Annotated in this window: 17 protein-coding genes; 10 read left to right on the top strand and 7 right to left on the bottom strand. The window is 67.6% G+C overall.

Annotated elements, in window-relative coordinates:
• The first annotated feature begins 410 nt into the window (after positions 1-410).
• The 7 genes from mihF to AC50YM_RS17595 all read left to right on the top strand — a co-directional run bounded on the left by mihF (position 411) and on the right by AC50YM_RS17595 (position 6,829).
• On the top strand, positions 411-746 hold the full coding sequence (gene mihF, locus AC50YM_RS17625) for an integration host factor, actinobacterial type (protein WP_494958242.1): 336 nt from the start codon (positions 411-413) through the stop codon (positions 744-746).
• A gap of 21 nt (positions 747-767) precedes the next feature.
• Positions 768-1,340, top strand: a complete 573-nt coding sequence (gene gmk, locus AC50YM_RS17620) for a guanylate kinase (protein ID WP_494958241.1) — start codon at positions 768-770, stop codon at positions 1,338-1,340.
• 39 nt (positions 1,341-1,379) lie between these two features.
• The gene (gene rpoZ, locus AC50YM_RS17615; protein ID WP_011692102.1) at positions 1,380-1,640 is read left to right on the top strand and encodes a DNA-directed RNA polymerase subunit omega; all 261 of its coding nucleotides are present in this window, start codon (positions 1,380-1,382) and stop codon (positions 1,638-1,640) included.
• A 25-nt stretch (positions 1,641-1,665) separates the two neighbouring features.
• Entirely contained in the window at positions 1,666-2,958 is a 1,293-nt protein-coding gene (locus AC50YM_RS17610; RefSeq protein ID WP_494958240.1) for a bifunctional phosphopantothenoylcysteine decarboxylase/phosphopantothenate synthase, read from the top strand.
• 77 nt (positions 2,959-3,035) lie between these two features.
• The gene (gene metK / locus AC50YM_RS17605; protein WP_494892688.1) at positions 3,036-4,271 is read left to right on the top strand and encodes a methionine adenosyltransferase; all 1,236 of its coding nucleotides are present in this window, start codon (positions 3,036-3,038) and stop codon (positions 4,269-4,271) included.
• A gap of 158 nt (positions 4,272-4,429) precedes the next feature.
• The gene (locus AC50YM_RS17600) at positions 4,430-6,577 is read left to right on the top strand and encodes a primosomal protein N' (protein WP_494958239.1); all 2,148 of its coding nucleotides are present in this window, start codon (positions 4,430-4,432) and stop codon (positions 6,575-6,577) included.
• Between the two features lie 105 nt (positions 6,578-6,682).
• Positions 6,683-6,829, top strand: coding sequence for a hypothetical protein (locus AC50YM_RS17595; protein WP_494958238.1), 147 nt, complete (start codon positions 6,683-6,685; stop codon positions 6,827-6,829).
• A 149-nt stretch (positions 6,830-6,978) separates the two neighbouring features.
• Here the strand turns inward: AC50YM_RS17595 and AC50YM_RS17590 are convergent, their stop codons facing one another.
• The 7 genes from AC50YM_RS17590 to AC50YM_RS17560 all read right to left on the bottom strand — a co-directional run bounded on the left by AC50YM_RS17590 (position 6,979) and on the right by AC50YM_RS17560 (position 13,266).
• Positions 6,979-7,620, bottom strand: coding sequence for an NADPH-dependent F420 reductase (locus tag AC50YM_RS17590; protein ID WP_494958237.1), 642 nt, complete (start codon positions 7,618-7,620; stop codon positions 6,979-6,981).
• Between the two features lie 191 nt (positions 7,621-7,811).
• Positions 7,812-8,693 (bottom strand): zinc-binding dehydrogenase, encoded by an 882-nt coding sequence (locus AC50YM_RS17585; RefSeq protein ID WP_494958236.1) that lies wholly within the window; start codon positions 8,691-8,693, stop codon positions 7,812-7,814.
• Between the two features lie 99 nt (positions 8,694-8,792).
• Positions 8,793-9,266 carry a MarR family winged helix-turn-helix transcriptional regulator gene (locus AC50YM_RS17580; protein ID WP_494958235.1) on the bottom strand — a complete coding sequence of 158 codons (474 nt, stop codon included), beginning with the start codon at positions 9,264-9,266 and terminating at the stop codon, positions 8,793-8,795.
• Between the two features lie 119 nt (positions 9,267-9,385).
• Entirely contained in the window at positions 9,386-10,474 is a 1,089-nt protein-coding gene (locus AC50YM_RS17575; protein WP_494958234.1) for a glycosyltransferase family 4 protein, read from the bottom strand.
• Positions 10,471-11,400, bottom strand: a complete 930-nt coding sequence (locus AC50YM_RS17570; RefSeq protein WP_494958233.1) for an alpha/beta fold hydrolase — start codon at positions 11,398-11,400, stop codon at positions 10,471-10,473. The genes AC50YM_RS17575 and AC50YM_RS17570 overlap by 4 nt, the downstream gene beginning before the upstream one ends.
• A 10-nt stretch (positions 11,401-11,410) precedes the next feature.
• Positions 11,411-12,289: an aldo/keto reductase gene (locus AC50YM_RS17565; protein ID WP_494958232.1), complete on the bottom strand. Its 879-nt coding sequence runs from the start codon at positions 12,287-12,289 to the stop codon at positions 11,411-11,413.
• On the bottom strand, positions 12,286-13,266 hold the full coding sequence (locus AC50YM_RS17560; RefSeq protein ID WP_494958231.1) for a sugar-binding transcriptional regulator: 981 nt from the start codon (positions 13,264-13,266) through the stop codon (positions 12,286-12,288). Before AC50YM_RS17560 ends, AC50YM_RS17565 begins: the two co-directional genes overlap by 4 nt.
• 158 nt (positions 13,267-13,424) lie before the next feature.
• On the opposite strand from AC50YM_RS17560, the gene AC50YM_RS17555 reads away from it, so the two are divergent.
• The 3 genes from AC50YM_RS17555 to glpK all read left to right on the top strand — a co-directional run bounded on the left by AC50YM_RS17555 (position 13,425) and on the right by glpK (position 17,719).
• Positions 13,425-15,230 carry a glycerol-3-phosphate dehydrogenase/oxidase gene (locus AC50YM_RS17555; RefSeq protein ID WP_494958273.1) on the top strand — a complete coding sequence of 602 codons (1,806 nt, stop codon included), beginning with the start codon at positions 13,425-13,427 and terminating at the stop codon, positions 15,228-15,230.
• Positions 15,231-15,383: 153 nt separating this feature from the next.
• Positions 15,384-16,130 carry an MIP/aquaporin family protein gene (locus AC50YM_RS17550; RefSeq protein ID WP_494958230.1) on the top strand — a complete coding sequence of 249 codons (747 nt, stop codon included), beginning with the start codon at positions 15,384-15,386 and terminating at the stop codon, positions 16,128-16,130.
• A 74-nt stretch (positions 16,131-16,204) separates the two neighbouring features.
• Entirely contained in the window at positions 16,205-17,719 is a 1,515-nt protein-coding gene (gene glpK, locus AC50YM_RS17545; protein WP_494958229.1) for a glycerol kinase GlpK, read from the top strand.
• Positions 17,720-17,780 lie beyond the last annotated feature (61 nt).

Below are 17,780 nucleotides of genomic sequence, written 5' to 3'. Positions count from 1 at the left end.
CTTACCCAAGCCGGTCCCGACACGCTGGGCGGCCGCTGTCTTGCGTCGGGGGCGGTGATTGGACGCAAGTGGCCGCCTTGGGGGCGGTCTTTCCGGCCATTCGTGGCGAACGGGTGCGCCCGGCGGCCGCTGTCTTGCGCCTGGGGCGGTGATTGGATGCAAGGAGCCGCTTTGGGGGCCGTCTTTCGGCCAATCGTGGCGAACGGGCGCAGCCGCCTCTGCCGCCTGGCCGACGTCGGGAGCGCTGCGCTCCCTGGCCTTCGGACAAGCCGCCGCCGTACCGGTCCATTGATTTCTGCCTGGCCCAGACGGTAGGTTCAGGACAGGTCCGCGTCACCGGCCGGGGCACTGTTCGGCCCCGTCCGGACGGACCATGTGCGGTCCGTCCGATAACTGCAGGGAGGCATTCAGTGAGTTTGCGACCCCTCACTCCGCAGGAGCGTGCCGACGCCCTCGCCAAGGCCGCGGCCGCCAGGACAACCCGGGCCGCCGCAAAGGACCGTCTGAAGTCGGGCAAGCTGACGATCAGGGAATTGCTCAGCGCCGGGGAGACCGACGACGCGATCGCACGGATGCGGATTGTTGAACTGCTGGAGTCGCTGCCCGGCATCGGGCGGGTGCGTGCCGCGGCAATTATGGAACAACTCGGCATCGCCGCGTCGCGCCGGGTCCGCGGCCTGGGAATTCACCAGCGCCAGGCGCTGGTAGATTTTATAGACGACAAACAGCAGGCTCCGCCGCGCTGACACCCCCGCTTTAAGGAATATGTGAGCAAGAAACCGGGACTGACAGTCCTCGCCGGCCCGACGGCTGTTGGCAAAGGCACCGTGTCCACCTACATCCGGGACAATTATCCCGAGGTATGGTTGTCGGTTTCGGCTACCACCCGGGCCCCGCGGCCCGGGGAAGTCGACGGAGTGCACTACTACTTCAAGTCGAAGGAAGAGTTCGAGTCCCTGGTCGCTGCGGGCGAGCTCCTTGAATGGGCCGTGGTGCACGGACAGAACACTTATGGCACCCTCAAGAGCACGGTAGACCAGGCTATCGCCCAGGGCCGCCCGGTACTTCTGGAAATCGACCTGCAGGGAGCACGCCAGGTGAGGCAGGCCGTTCCGGATGCTCAGTTTGTGTTCCTGGCGCCGCCCAGCTGGGACGAATTGGTGCGTCGGCTTGTGGGCCGCGGCACGGAAAGCACCGAGGAACAGCAGCGGCGGCTGGAAACCGGTAAAGTAGAGCTAGCTGCTGAACCGGAGTTCGATCACACCGTTGTTAACGACGACGTTCGCCGGGCAGCGGACGAGCTCGTTTCACTCATGGGGCTGACCCCCCACCCGCGTTAGGCGCGGGTAGTCATCAGCCCGCTAGAATTTGGAGAATTCGTGTCCACGAACCTTGAAGGCATCATCAACCCGCCGATCGACGAACTGCTGAAGGCCGCTGATTCGAAATACGGACTGGTGATTTTCGGCGCCAAGCGCGCCCGGCAGATCAACGCCTACTACGCCCAGCTGCACGAGGGCCTGTTCGAGTACGTCGGCCCGCTGGTCGACACCAAGCTGAACGAGAAGTCGCTTTCCATCGCGCTGCGCGAAATCAACGAAGGCAAGCTCGTTTCCACTCCGATCGAACCTGCAGAGTAGTTTCGCAGACGCAGGCGGAGGCCACGTGCGCATAGTCCTCGGAGTCGGGGGAGGGATAGCCGCCTACAAGGTGGCGTCGCTCCTCCGGCTTTTTACTGAAGCCGGCCATGACGTCACCGTCATCCCCACCGAGGCCGCGACGCGTTTCGTCGGCGTCGCCACCTGGGAGGCACTGTCCGGGCACCCGGTCAGCAACAGCGTCTTCGACGAGGTGCACACCGTCAACCACGTCCGCCTCGGCCACGAGGCCGAGCTGATCGTGGTGGCCCCCGCCACCGCCGACCTGCTGGCACGCGCGGCCAGCGGCCAGGCCAACGACCTGTTGAGCAACACCCTGCTGATGGCCGGTGACTGCCCGGTGCTGATGGCCCCCGCCATGCACACCGAGATGTGGCAGCACCCGGCGACCCAGGCTAACGTCGAGACGCTCCGCAGCCGGGGCGTCACGGTCCTCGAACCCGCCTCCGGCCGGCTCACCGGATCGGACTCCGGTCCGGGCCGGCTGCCCGAACCGGAAGCCATCTTCGAAGCGGCGTTGGCCCTCGCCGGTGCGCCGGCGGTCCCCGCGACCGCACCGCTGCAGGGATCGGATTCTGCCCTTGCTGCGACGCTGTCCGCGGCGCCGCGTCCGCTCGCCGGTCTCACCGTTACGATCAGCGCCGGCGGCACCCGCGAACCGCTGGACCCCGTCCGCTTCCTCGGCAACCGCTCCTCCGGCAAGCAGGGAGTGGCGCTGGCCGCCGCCGCCCGCGACGCCGGCGCGAAGGTCCGGCTGCTGGCCGCCCACATGGACGTCCCGCCGCCGGCCGGCGTCGACGTCGTCAGGGTCGAGACCGCCCTGGAACTCCGCAAGGCAGCCCTGCACGCTGCCGCCGATACCGACGTCATCATCATGGCGGCCGCCGTCGCCGATTTCCGCCCCGCCGACGTGTCCGGAACGAAAATCAAGAAGCGCGACGACGGGGCCGATCCCGTCATCTCGCTGGTCCGGAACCCGGACATCCTGCGGGAACTTGTCGAGATCCGCGACGCGGCCTCGCGCAACCAGCTGATCGTCGGCTTCGCGGCGGAGACCGGCGACGCCGACGGGGATGTGCTGGAGTATGCCGCCGCCAAGCTGCGCCGCAAGGCGTGCGACCTGCTGGTGGTCAACCACGTGGGCCAGGACAAGGTGTTCGGCCAGGACACCAACTCCGTAGTCATCCTTGCCCGGTCCGGCTCCGAACCCCAAGAGGCGTCGGGTTCCAAATCCGACGTTGCGGCTGCTGTGATCGACCGCATCAGCGCCGAGCTGAGCCGGGTTGTCCCGCCGGCCTGATCAGGCGTAAGCAACGTCTCCTTAGCACGGGGACACACGCCGCCGGACGTCCGTTTTCCAACCAGTAAGGTAGTTGAGTGACTTTACCGCTGCACATTCCTGATTTCCACGGGTCCACGCCCGCCTCGCTCCGGCTTTTCACGTCCGAGTCGGTGACCGAAGGACACCCCGACAAGATCTGTGACCAGATCAGTGATGCGATCCTCGACGCCCTGCTGGCCAAGGACCCCGAGTCCCGGGTCGCCGTGGAGACGCTGGCCACAACCGGGCTGGTCCACGTCGCCGGTGAAGTCACCACGGACGCCTACGTCGAGATCCCGCAGATTGTCCGGGAAACGATCCTGGGGATCGGCTACGACTCCTCCGCCAACGGATTCGACGGCGCCCGCTGCGGTGTGTCCGTCTCAATCGGCCAGCAGTCCAACGACATCGCCGGGGGCGTCTTCAACTCGCTGGAAGCCCGCGAAGGACGCCAGGAGGACGACTACGACCTCCAGGGCGCCGGTGACCAGGGCCTGATGTTCGGCTACGCGAGCGACGAGACCCCGTCCTACATGCCGGTTCCGATCTGGCTCGCGCACCGCCTCTCCGAGCGTCTCACCGAGGTCCGCAAGAGCGGCGAACTCGCCTACCTGCGCCCCGACGGCAAGACCCAGGTCACCGTCGGCTACGACGGCGACCGGCCCGTCTCGGTCGAGACCGTTGTCATCTCCAGCCAGCACGCCGAGGGCGCCAGCCTGGACCAGCTCCGTGCCGACCTCGCCGCTTATGTCGTGGCCCCGGTCATGGCCGTGTCCAACCTCGACATTTCCCGGGCACGGAACATCCTGAACCCGGCCGGTGCGTTCGTTATCGGCGGCCCGGTGGGTGACGCCGGCCTCACCGGACGCAAGATCATCGTTGACACCTACGGCGGCATGGCCCGCCACGGCGGCGGGGCCTTCTCCGGCAAGGATCCGTCCAAGGTGGACCGCTCGGCGGCCTACGCGATGCGCTGGGTAGCCAAGAACGTGGTCGCTGCCGGGCTCGCCAAGCGCGCCGAAATCCAGATTGCCTACGCAATCGGCCAGGCCCGCCCGGTCGGAACCTACGTTGAAACGTTTGGAACCGAGACCGTGGATCCGGCCCGGATCAGTGCGGCCATCGCCGAGATCTTCGACCTGCGCCCCCGGGCCATCATCGATGCGCTGGACCTCAAACGCCCGATCTACGCCAAGACGGCCGCCCACGGCCACTTCGGCCGCGAGGATCCTGACTTCACCTGGGAGCGCCTGGACCGGGTCGACGAACTCAAGGCATTCTTCAACGCCTGAGCCGTCTTGCCACCGCCTGATAGGCAGCGTGGGGTAAATGTCACTGGGCTGTGATGTGCTGTAGCCAGGCCGCCGGAATCGGCGGCCTGGCTATTTTTTGTTGACCCGGCACTGACCGGGCCGGGTCTGAACGTTTTGCTGAGGGGAGGAGAAGAGCGATGAGCCCAATCCAGGGCGCGGCGCCGGACGAGCCCTTCCAGCTGTCGCTGCTGCACGGCTTTCCGGCGTCCGCGGCCGCGGCGCCCGGCCCCGCGCTGGCAGCGCACCTTCCGGTGGCGCGGGTCCGGCTGGAGTCCTCCCTCCCGCATCTGGACCGGCCCTTCGACTACAGCGTGCCCGCCGCGCTCGATACCGCGGCGCAGCCCGGGGTGCGGGTGAAGGTGAAGTTCAACGGCCAGGAACTTGCCGGCTTCCTCACGGACCGGGCGGCGGAATCCGACGCCGGCCACCCCCTCGTGCCGCTGCACAAAGTCGTCTCCCCGGTCCCCGTGCTGACCGCCGCTGTCGCGGAACTCGCCACCCGCGTCGCGGCGCGCTACGCTGGCAACGTCAGCGACGTGCTGCGCGTCGCAGTGCCTCCGCGGATGGCAAAACTCGAGAAGGACCTTGCCCCGGCGGGAACCCTGGATCCGTCGCTCTTCGCGGACGGGGCCGACACGGGGGCCGGAGCCGCCATCCCGGCCGGCCTCGAGGCCTCCAGCTGGGCGCCCTACCGCAACGGTCCGGCCTTCCTGCAGCACCTGGGCGCGGGGGAGTCGCCGCGCGCCGTGCTGGGTGCGCTGCAGGGCCACGGCCCCGGCGGTTGGCCCCGGATGATCGCCGAGGCCGTGGCAGCCGTCCGGCTGTCCGGCCGCGGCGCCATCGTCGTTGTGCCCGACTACCGGGATCTGGACCGGGTCGAAGCCGCCCTCCTGCAGCTCCTGCCGGCCGGGGACGTCGCCCGGCTCACCGCGGACGACGGCCAGACCCCGCGCTACCGCAGCTTCCTGCGGATCCTCAGCGGCGCCGCCGGGGTAGCCGTTGGCACCCGGTCCGCCGCCTACGCCCCGGTCAGCAATCTTGGCCTCGTGGTGTGCTGGGATGACGGCGACGACCTGCACATCGAACAGCGCTCACCCTACGCCCACACCCGCGAGGTCCTGCTGCTGCGCGCCGGGCAGGAGGGTGCCGCCTGCCTGCTCGCCGCGCACACCCGGAGCACCGAAACGCAGCGCCTCGTCGAGGCTGGCTGGGCGTGGCCGGTGGAGGCGGACCGGGCCGTCGTCCGCCGGACCGTTCCGCGGGTACTGAACACCGCGGACAGCTACGAACTCGAACATGATCCGCTGGCCAGGATCGCCCGGCTGCCGGGTGCGGCCTGGCGGGCCGCCAAGGACGGACTCGAACGCGGACCGGTCCTGGTCCAGGTGGCCAGAGCCGGCTACGCACCGTCCCTGGCCTGCGACAACTGCCGGGAACCGGCGCGCTGTACCGCCTGCAGCGGGCCGCTGGCGGTCGCCGGGGCCAGCGGGAGCTCCGCCGTGCCGCAGTGCCGCTGGTGTTCGACGCCGGCGCCGGCCTGGCGCTGCGGCACCTGCAACGGCGTCCGGCTCCGGCGCGGCGCCACCGGTGCCCTGCGGACCGCCGAGGAACTGGGCCGCGCCTTCCCGGGAAAACCGGTCATCACCTCCTCCGGGGACCGGGTGCTCGCCACGGTTTCGGACACAAAGGCCCTGGTTGTGGCCACGGTCGGCGCCGAACCGGTCGCGGACGGCGGCTACGCGGCGGCCCTGCTGCTCGACGGCGATTCGCTGCTGCGGCGCGAAAACCTGCGGGCAGGGGAGGACGCCGTCCGGCGCTGGTTCAACGCCGCGGCGCTGGTCCGCCCCGCCGGCGCGGGCGGCCTGGTGGTCATCACCGCAGACGACGCAGCCGGGGTCGGGGCCCTGCTGCGCTGGGACCCCGCCGGCTACGCCCAGCGGGAACTGGCACTGCGGCAGGAGCTGCAGCTTCCGCCGGCCGTCCGGGTCGCGTCCGTCACCGGCGGCCGGACCGCCGTCGGGCATTTCGGTGCGGCGGTCGAGCAGCAGCTTGGCCCGCTGGGCATCGAACTGCGCACCGCCGGCCCGGCGCCGCTCGTGCTGGCTGCCGCATCGGGCCAGAAGGGTGCCGCGGGGGCCCCCGAGGAGGTCCGGACCCTGCTCTTCATCCCGTACCCGCAGGCCGCGCAGGTCACCCGGGTGCTGCGGGCGGTCAAGGTTGCCGCCGCCGCCAAGCGCACGGACGACCCGGTGCAGTTGCGGCTCGACGGCGTGGACGTGCTCTAGGAACGTTCAGCCCGGGGAAGTGACCCGACCACGTCGTCCTTCCACACACCTGCCCGGTAGTGCCAGGGTCCCACCCTGACCGGTGCCGTGTCATAGGATTCGGATATGGGACTAATAATCACACTGCTTATCATTTGGCTGGTTCTCTCGATTCTTGGCTTCGCCGTGAAGGGCCTTTTTTGGCTGGCCATCATCGGTCTGGTGCTTTTCCTGGCCACGGCGGTTTGGGGCTGGATGAAGCGGAAGGCCTAGGCCGGCCGCCCGACATCCACCGGCGGCCGGACAGCCACCGTGCCGGGCCGTCGCCACATGGCGCGCGGCCACGCAAAACGCCCGGCCGGAATATCCCAGCCGAGCGCCTGCGTGATGTCGTGTCCTTCGTCGGCTGTTGTCAGCCGGAATTACTTGGTGACCTGAAGGCCGGTGTCCCAGTTGAAGTCAGCGAACTCCGGGTTTGCCTGCATGGTCATGAGCACGAACTGGAATCCTTCCAGTTCGCGGGCGCGCTTGAGCGGGCCCACCACCAGGGGGCGCATGCCACCGGCGCTGACGAAACTGCTGACTGCGGCGTTGGCTTCTGCATTGTCCCCGGCGATGAAGACGTCCAGAGGCTGTCCGCCTGACGCGCCCGCCACCAGGGTGTCGGCGAATGTGGTGTTGAACGCCTTCACCACGTGGGCGCCGGCCGGGGCCAGCAGGGCGATTTCTTCGGCTGCGGAGTTGCCGGGGTCAACAACCAGGGAGTCGAAGGTTTCGAAGTTCACCGGGTTGGTGATGTCCACAATGGTCTTGCCCGCCAAAGCTTCGCCATAGGCGCCGACGACGGACTTGGCGGCGTCGAACGGCACAGCCAAGACCACGATGTCACCCTGCGGTGCGACGGCGGTGGTGCCGAAGGTAACGCCGGCGCCGAGCCCGGCGGCCAGGTCCTGTGCCTTGGCGGCGTCCTGTCCGAGGATCTCGACGCTCATGCCACCTGCGAGGGCGCGCGTTGCGATGCCGCGGGCCATGTTGCCGTTGCCGATGATGGTGAGGTTTGTCATTGGAGTCTTCTTTCCGAATATGCGGGCCAGGAGGGTTTTCATCAGATTCTGTTTCTGTCGGGGAGTAAAACTTGAAGCTACAACTAAATATAGACCCCGAAGATTGAAGCGTCAAGTATTTGGGGGAGGTAGGACGCGACATTGGCCCAACCCCGCTTTGCCCAACCCCGCTGAGCCGGGAGGTACGGGTCTCAGGTCGTGACGACGAGTTTGCCGCTGTAGCGGCTTTCCTCCATGTCGGTGTGGGCCTGGACGATGTCGTCGAGGGGATAGACCTTGGCGATGGGCACGGTCGCGGTGCCGTCGCTGACTGCCTGGAGGAAGTCCTGAAGCACGCCGCCGGGAAGGTCGGCGGCTCCGCCTGTGTAGGAGGTGAGCCGGACGCCTCGGGGGATGTAGTCGATGGGATAGAAGTCCGGGATGGTCCACTGGTTGGAGAGCATGCCGGTGAAGCAGACGACGCCGTGGACGCGGGTGGCCCGCAGCGTGTCATGCAGCGTAGGGGTGCCGACGAGTTCGAGGGCGGCGTCCACGCCGCCGGGAACAATGCGGCGTACGGCGGCGGCCAGGTCGCCGTCGTCAACCAGGACGTGGTCGACGCCGATAGAGGCAAGTGCGGCCCGCTTGGCCCCGTCGCGCGTTGAGGCCAGGACGGTGAGCCCGCGGCGTTTGGCAAGGATGGCGGCGGCCATCCCGACGGAGGAGGTTCCGCCGCGGATGAACAGGCTATGGCCGGGCTGGATGTCGAGGCCGATGGTGAGGGATCCGTGTGCGGTCTGGAGCATTTCCGGGATGGCGCCAATGACAGGCCAGGGCAGTTCCGATTCGAACGCGATGACCTGACGGGCCGGCACGCAGGTGTACTCGGCGTAGCCGCCGTCGAACACGCGGCCCATGCCGCCCAGCAGGGTGACAACTTTTTCTCCGGCGCGGAACTCTCCGCCGGGGGAGTCCACCACCTCTCCGGCCGCTTCGATCCCGGGCACGCGAGGAAAGGTGACGCCGTCGGCCAGGCCGAGTCGGGTATGTAGTTCGGAGCGGTTGAGCCCGACCGCCCGGACCCGGATGAGCACCTGGCCGGGCCCCCGGCAAGGGGATGGGCAATTGCCGGATGACCAGTGCGTCGGCCGGCCCGGGGCCGTCCAGCACAACGGCGCGCATGGTGCCGGCGCTCACCCTCTGGCCGAGCGCGCGTCCGGCGCGGTCCGGGGGGCGCTGCGCAGCCGCGACAGGAGTTCGAGCAGCGTGGTGGCGTCCTGCATGCTAAGGGCCGGCGTGAACCAGCGGCCGAGTTCGGCCTCGACCACCTGGCTGCCCTGCTCCACCATGGCGGTTCCCGCCGCGGTGAGTTCAAGGAGGGAGGAGCGCCGGTCGCCCGGGTTTATCTTCCGCAGGCAATAGCCTGCCGCCTCAACCCGGTCAATCAGCTTACTGGCGCCGCCCACCGTAATGGACAGGGCGGATGCGATGTCGAACACCCTGCAGGAGCCGAGCGACGAAACCACTGCCATTGCCTCGTACCTGCCAAGCGGAAGGCCGCATTCCTGGCGGAGGCGGGCATCAACCGAGTCCCACAGTTCGGCTTCCAGCCGGGTCAGAGTGCTGAAGAGGGGGTAGAAGCCGGCCTGATCATCGTTGGGGTGCATGGCTTCAGGCTAGCAGATAGATTCCACGGAAGTTACTTCTATGGATTTCACATTCTCCCGGAGGATCAGCCTGCGGCGTCGGGCGCTGTGCGCCCAGGGCCGGCAGGGCGCTGGCAGGTTCACAGCCCTGAACGGCGGGCACGCAGCGCCAGGGCCTCCTCCGCGGCGGCCAGCAGCCGGCGGGCGGAGTCGTCCCAGCTGAAATCGGCGGCTCGTTCCACCGAACGGGCAGAGCGGGCCTTCCAGAGATCAGGGTCCTCGAGTCTCCGGACCGCGGCAGCGAATTCCGCGGGCGAATCCGGATGGACGTAACTGACGGCGTCGCCGCCGACCTCGCGGAAGATCGGGATGTCGCTGGCGATCACGGGGGTGCCGTGGGACATGGCTTCCACCAGCGGCAGCCCGTATCCCTCGGCCCTGGAGAGGCTGATCAACGCCGTGGTGCGGCCCAGCAGGGCCTCGTACTCGGCGTCGGTCACGCCGTTGTGGAAGACGATGTCCGCGCCCGCCGGTGCCAGGGCCTCGAGCTCCGCCCGGCGTTCGGGGGCGACCCGGCTGAGCAGGTGCAGGCTCATGTCCGGCAGTTCGGCCATGCCCCGGATCATGGTCTCGACGTTCTTGTACGGCATGAAAGAACCCATGTACAGCAGCGTCTTGTCCGCTCCCGCACCGGGGTCGCGCGGGGTGTGGCCGTGCTGCGGGGCGTTGCCGACGATCCGGACCGGACGCCTGGTGAGCCGGTACTTCGCGATCAGCGCCGCCGTCGTGGCACTGATGGTGGCCACCACGTCGGCCCGGTTCAGCAGCAGCCGCTGCGGCCAGAACGCCTTGTGGTACAGCCGCCAGAGCACCCGGACGGGAGCGGGCAGGAATCCGGGCGGCGCAGGGTGTTCGTAGTAGATCAGATCGTGCAGCGTCAGCACCAAGGCGTACTTCCGCCCCCAGCTGCCCATCGTCTGCATCGGACAAACCACCACGTCGGCGCCGAGCCGGTTGACCTTGCCGGCGACAAACAGCTCGGCCGGGGACAGCGGACTGTTAATCAGCGTGTAGGGAACATCCGGCAGCAGGGCCAGCTGGCGGACGTCGCTGATCAGCATGGAGACATCGGCGATTTTCGCGGTGGCCCCAATCAGGCTGGCCCCGTAGCGGCTGATGCCGTCATGCTGGTCCAGCCGGGTGAAGCGGGCGTCGATCAGGATTTTCACGCGGCATGGTCCTTCAGGAAGCGGCGGATGAAGCCGGCGGCGGGTTCGGGGGTCTCGTAGTGGATCAGATGGCCGACACCGGGGATCACGTCAAGGTGCGCGTCCGGAAGCAGGGCGAGCAAGGTGTGCTGGTCCGGCAGCATGGCGATCTCGTCTTTCTCCCCGGCGATCAGCAGCACCGGAAGCGTCAGGCTGCGCGCGACTTCCGCGACGTTGCTGCCGACCGAGGCCTTGAACGACTCCAGCAGGCTCTCCCGGTCGGCAAATGCGGAGAAATAGGCGCTGTGCTGGGCATGGACAAAACGGCGGAGCCGCTTGTCCCGGGTCTTCGCCATCGTTTCGCTCATCACCCGGACGATCAGCTGGCTGCGCAGCAGGCCCTGTCCCAGCCGGCGGGGAAGCCGGGCGGCAGCCTCGTAGTAGAGGACGGCAAGCTTGGTCATGAGCCCCTTGGGGCCCTCGAGGGCCGGGGCGGCGATCGGGTTGATCAGGATCAGTTCCGAGACCGTGCCGGGGTTTCCCGCCACGAAGTGGCTGGCCACGATGGAGCCGAAGGAGTGCCCCAGCAGGACCGTGTCGGCGCCCAGGCCGAGGGCCGCCATGAAGCCGGAGATGAAACGGCCGTAGCGCTCGACGCTGTGTCCGGCATCCACGAAGGCGGCGGAGCTGCCGAAGCCGGGGAGGTCCGGCATGATCAGCCGCATCTCGGAGAGCTGGTCGGCGACCCGGAGGAGGCCGTGGTGGTCGCCGCGGAAGCCGTGGATGACCAGGATGGTCCGGGTCTCCGGCGTCACGCGGACCGGCTCGTAGGTCCAGTAGGCGACCCTGGTGCCGTCCAGGACCACCTCGGCGGCATGGGTGCGGGCGTCCAGTCCGGCGCTGAACAGGGGCGTGCCGGGGGTGGGCTCGAGGGTCACAGGTTCCATTCGATGAGTCCTAATTGACGGTGTCCGGGTGGGAGCCGGAACGGAAGCCACGTTCCAGACCGGCCAGGGCGTCCATGGCGGCGTCGTCGAGGCTGAAGCCAAAGATGTTCAGGTTTTCCCTGATCCGGGTGTACGAGCTGGCCTTGGGGATGGCGACATTGCCCAGCTGGACATGCCAGCGGAGGATGATCTGCGCCGGGGTCCGGCCGAGCGCTGCTGCCAGATCCAGCATCACCGGATCCGCCAGGACCTGGCCGCGGCCCAGCGGACTCCACGCCTCGGTGGTGATGCCCAGCCCGGCGTGCAGGGCGCGCAGCTCCTCCTGCTGCAGCCAGGGGTGCAGTTCGATCTGGTTGACGGCCGGGACGACTTCCGCGCCCTGCAGCAGGCGGTCCAGATGGTCCGGCTGGAAGTTCGAGACGCCGATGGCCCGCGCCCTGCCTTCGCGGTACAGCGTCTCCATGGCGCGGTAGCTCTCGGGGTACAGCCCGCGCTGCGGACACGGCCAGTGGATGAGGTACAGATCCACGTATTCCAGCCCGAGGTTGGCCATGGACGTGTCGAAGGCGCGCAGTGTGGCGTCGTAGCCCTGGTCGTCGTTCCAGAGCTTGGTGGTGACGAACAGGTCCTCGCGTGAGAGCGAGGGGGAGGCCTCGCCGGAGCCGCCACGGGCGCCGTCGGGACTCACGAACCCGGACAGCGAACCGATGCCCCGGCCGACGGCGGTTTCGTTTCCGTACATGGCGGCGGTGTCGAAGTGCCGGTAGCCGGCCTCGAGCGCCATGGTCACGAGTCCGGCGGCATCGCCGGGAGGCACCTTGTAGAGTCCGAACCCCAACTGGTCGATCAGGACACCGTTATTGAGGCTGAGCCGGGGCGAGGGTTTCATAACATCGACTTTACCGACTCGGCCCCGTCGAAGCTGACCAGCCGCCGGGCGCTGGCCTCGTCCAGGATCAGGTCGGTGGCCAGGCCCGCGGCGAGCGCGCCACGCAGGCCGTTGATCTTGGAGGCACCGGACACCACACAGATCCGGCGGCGGACCTGGCGCAACTGCGCAAGGTCCGGTCCGGTGGATCGCTCGTTGAGCGTGATGCCGTCCGCGGAGCCGTCGGCCCGGAAGAACACGGTGGCCACATCTCCCACGACGTCGGAAGTGGCCAGCACGTTCAGGTCGTCCTCATCGAGGTATCCGCCCGCGTAGACGTGGCTGGGGTAGTCGGCGTCGACCGATCCCACGCCGAAAATGGCAATGCTCATCCGGGCCTGGAGGTCGAGGATCCGTTGCACACTGCGCTCATTCCACATGGCTTTTTTGGTCGCGGCGTGGTCGAAGAACGCCGGCACCGGGAACTGTTCCACCCGAGCCCCATAGGCGCTGCCGAAGCGGCGCATGATGTCGGAGGCGTACGTGATGCCGGTGGTTTGCATGTTGCCTGCGCCGTTGAGCTGCACGATCACGCTGTCGTGCGTGATCTTCCGGGTCAGGTGCCGGCTGACAGCGCTGAGAGTGGAGCCCCAGGCGACGCCGATGATGGCGTTGGAGTCGACCAGCGGGCCGATGGTGCGGGCGGCCTGCATGGCGACGCGGTCCAGTGTCTCCGCCTCATTGAGCGTGTCCAGCACCGGGACGACGTGCACATCGACCTTATATTCGGCGCGGATCATGCTTGCCAGCTCGGGCCCGGTGTCCAGCGGGCTGCGGATCTGGATCTGCACCAGGCCGGATTCGCGGGCCGAGGAAAGCAGCCTGGACACGGTGGACCGGGAGGTGCGGAGCTCGCGGGCGATCGCGTCCATGGTCAGGTCCTGCAAGTAATACAACTGGGCCGCGCGGAGGGCGTCGGAGTGGCGTGAGGGTGTCATCCCATTTCCGTTCTGCACGTTTGTGCATAGTGCTTGACTCCATTTTCCATTAGTCCAAACAATAGTGTTGAACGGCGTCGCGCCATGCGGCGCGCCGCACAGCAGCAGCAAAGTAGGAGCAGTTCTTGGGACAGAAGGATTCAGCCCGCAACCAGGCGATGGCCGGCGAGCGAGCATCGGTGCAGAAGCTGCGGAAGCGGCCCCACGCGCAGGTGCTGATCATCGGCGGTGGCATAAACGGAGTGGGCACGTTCCGGGATTTGGCCCTGCAGGGCGTGGACGTAGCCCTTGTGGAGCGCGGCGATTACTGCCAGGGGGCCAGTGGTGCGTCCTCGCACATGATCCACGGCGGGATCCGCTACCTCGAGAACGGCGAGTTCCGCCTGGTCCGGGAATCGGTGGTGGAACGCAACCGGCTGCTGCGCATCGCCCCGCACTACGTGAAGCCGCTGCAGACCACCATCCCCATCTTCAGCACGTTCTCCGGTGTCCTCGCCGCTCCGCTGCGCTTCCTGACCCACAAGCAGCAGGGCGCGCCGACGGAACGCGGCGCGTTCCTGATCAAACTCGGACTGAGCCTGTACGACTTCTTCTCCCGCGACGGCGGCAGCGTGCCCCGGCACCAATTCCGCGGCCGCCAGCGGGCCCTGGCGGAACTGCCGCGCCTGCACCCCGGCATCAAATACGCCGCCACTTACTTCGACGCCTCCGTCCACAACCCCGAGCGGTTGACCCTGGACGTGCTGCAGGACGGCGAGAAGGCCGGGTCCGCCGGCGCCAGCGACGCCCGGGCCAGCAACTACCTCTCACTGGTGGCGGTCAGGGACGGGGCAGGGGCCGGGCGGACCGGCAGCATCGTGGAACTCCGCGACGAGCTCACCGGTGAGCAGTTCGAATTTTCCGTCGACGTCATCGTCAACAGCACCGGCGCCTGGGTCGACCTGACCAACCAGGCGATGGGCGCGCCGTCGGCCTTCATGGGCGGCACCAAGGGATCACACATCGTGCTTGACCACCCGGAACTGCTGGCCGCCTGCAACGGCCGCGAGATCTTCTTCGAACACACCGACGGCCGGATCGTGCTGATCTATCCGATGGGCGACCGGGTCCTGGTGGGCACCACCGACGTCGACGCCGATATGGCGGCGGACGCCGTGTGCACCGAAGCGGAGATCGACTATTTCTTCGACCTGATCGGCCACGTCTTCCCGGATATCACCGTGGACCGGGAGCAGATCGTCTACACGTTCGCCGGCGTCCGCCCGCTGCCCCGGCACGACACCACCCAGCCCGGCTTCGTCAGCCGCGATTACCGGATCGAACGACGGGCCGGTGCCGGGCCCTCCGGGAAGAACGGCATCCCCGCGCCGGACGGCATCGCCGGGAAGGACGGCGCCGTCGTGTTCAGCCTCGTCGGCGGCAAGTGGACCACGTTCCGGGCCCTGGCCGAACACTTGAGCAACGATGTGCTCGCTGAACTCGGCATGGAACGGAAGGTCTCGACGGCGAAACTCGCCATCGGCGGCGGCGCCGGCTTCCCGGACAGCGCGGACGGCGTGCAGCGCTGGATCAAGGCGCACATGACCGCTGGCCGCGATGCGGACCGTACCGCCGGACTGCTGACCCGCTACGGCACCCGCGCCGGGGAAGTCATCAGCTACCTCGACGGCGCCCCGGGTTCCGCTCCGGACCGGCTCCTGCACTCGACCCGCGAACTGAGCATCCGGGAACTGGAGTTCATGGCCCGGAACGAGCAGATCGGGCACCTGGTCGACATCCTGATCCGCCGCACCTCCCTGGCCCTCCGGGGACTGGTGACCGGCGAGCTTTTGAACGAGGTTGCCGACATCCTCTCCGTCCCGCTGGGCTGGGATGCGGCAACACGGTCCTCCGAGATCAGCCACGCTCAGGAGGTGCTCAAACGATTCCACGGCGTCCAGGTCCACAGCCTGGTCTCCGGATAGACCTCGACCGGACGGGTAACGTCCGGGCGCAGGGACTGCGTGGTTCCTCCAGGGGGACCGGCGCAGTGGCCGGCCGGCGGCGCCACCAGGCGCCGGCCCCACAGCCCTTCAAACTCGCGAGGGGCTGACAACAGAAAATTAGAGGAGTCAAAGATGTCTCTTGGAATAGTTTTCCTGTCCGAAGTATTCGGTACCGCAATGCTGACCCTGCTGGGTTGCGGCGTTGTGGCAAACGTTGCACTCAAAGGCACCAAGGGCAACAACGGCGGGTTCCTGATGGTCACCTGGGGATGGGGCATCGCCGTCTTCTCCGGCGTCTACGTCGCCGCCCAGTCCGGGGCGCACCTGAATCCAGCCGTGACCTTCGGCCTGCTGGTCAACGGCAAGAAGGAGTACGCACCCGGCGTCGCCGTGGACTTCGCCTCCACGCTCACCTACTTCGGCGGTGAACTGCTCGGTGCGTTCCTCGGCGCCGTGGTGATGTGGCTGGCGTACAAGCAGCACTTCGACGCCGAGCCGGAACCGGCCAGCCAGCTGGCTGTGTTCTCCACCGGTCCGGCCATCCGCTCCACCCCGTGGAACCTGATCACGGAGATCATCGGCACCTTCGTCCTGGTCTTCGTGATCCTGACCTTCGGCGGGACACCTTCGGGACTTGGCCCGCTGGCGGTGGCACTGCTCGTCGTCGGCATCGGTGTCTCGCTCGGTGGCCCCACCGGGTACGCCATCAACCCGGCCCGTGACCTGGGCCCCCGCATCGCCCACGCCCTGCTGCCCATGAAGGGCAAGGGTTCCTCCGACTGGAGCTACTCCTGGATTCCGGTCGTCGGACCGCTGATCGGCGGAGGCCTCGCCGGTCTGGTGGCGCTCGTGGTGCCGATCATTGCGGCCGCCGCCTAACGACGCTGAACTGCGCCTAACCACGCTTAACTACGCACTCATTTAACTGCCAGCCCCACGACAAGGACGTCAACATGAACCAGTACGTAATCGCCATCGACCAGGGCACCACCAGCACCCGCGCCATCGTGTTCGACCACAGCGGAAACATCGTCTCCTCCGGACAGATGGAGCACGAGCAGATTTTCCCGCAGGCCGGCTGGGTGGAGCACGACCCCGCCGAGATCTGGAACAACACCCGTGAGGTCATCGGCTCCGCGCTCTCGAAGGCGAACCTGACCCGGCACGACATTGCCGCCGTCGGAATCACCAACCAACGGGAAACCGCCGTCGTCTGGGACAAAACGACCGGCAAGGCGGTCTACAACGCCATCGTCTGGCAGGACACCCGAACGCAGTCGATCGTTGATGAGCTGGCCAAGGACGGGGGGCCGGAGCGGTTCAAGCAGAAGGTCGGCCTGCCGCTGGCCACCTACTTTTCGGGCACGAAGATCAAATGGATCCTGGACAACGTCGAGGGCGCCCGCGCCAAGGCCGAAGCCGGGGACCTGGTCTTCGGCAACACCGACTGCTGGGTGCTCTGGAACCTCACCGGCGGAACCGACGGCGGAGTCCACGTCACGGACGTCACCAACGCTTCGAGGACCATGTTCATGGACCTGGAGACGCTCTCCTGGGACCAGGACATCCTGGACGCCTTCGGCGTGCCGGCGTCCATGATGCCCGCCATCAAGTCCTCCTCCGAGGTCTACGGCACGGTGCACACCTCGCAGCTGCTGCGCGAGGTTCCGGTTGCCGGCATCCTGGGCGACCAGCAGGCGGCGACGTTCGGCCAGGCCGCCTTCGACGCCGGCGAAGCCAAGAACACCTACGGCACCGGCTGCTTCCTTATCTTCAACACCGGTGAGGAAATCGTCCACTCGAAGAACGGCCTGCTGACGACGGTTGGCTACAAGCTCGGCGATGCCAAGCCGCACTACGCATTGGAAGGCTCCATCGCCGTCACCGGTTCGCTGGTGCAGTGGCTGCGGGACAACCTCGGCATGATCAGCAGCGCCGCGGAAGTGGAAACCCTGGCGGCTTCGGTCGAGGACAACGGCGGCGTGTACATCGTGCCGGCGTTCTCCGGACTGTTCGCCCCGTACTGGCGTTCGGACGCCCGCGGAGCGATTGTCGGGCTGACCCGCTTCGTGAATAAGAACCACATCGCCCGCGCGGCGCTGGAGGCGACCGCCTTCCAGACCCGCGAAGTGCTCGACGCCGTCAACGCGGACTCGGGTGTCCCGCTAACGGAACTCAAGGTCGACGGCGGCATGGTCGCCAACGACGCGCTGATGCAGTTCCAGGCGGACATCCTCGGCGTACCGGTGATCCGGCCAAAGGTCGTGGAGACGACTTCGCTGGGTGCCGCCTACGCTGCCGGGCTCGCCGTCGGCTTCTGGAAGGACCTCGGCGAATGCTCCGCCAACTGGTCCGAGGACAAGCGCTGGGAACCGCAGATGGACCAGAACGAGCGCGAGCGCCAGATGCGCCTGTGGAAGAAAGCCGTCACAAAGTCCATGGACTGGGTCGACGACGACGTCAAATAAGGCCTTCCGGCACAGGGAGGGCTGGGGACAATAAAGGGCGGAAGGGGCTCCCCCGTTCTTC

It is taken from the genome of Pseudarthrobacter sp. RHLT1-30-1, assembly GCF_059383415.1.
The sequence above is the reverse complement of the archived record's forward strand: the minus strand, read 5'-3'. Positions and strand labels throughout refer to the sequence as shown.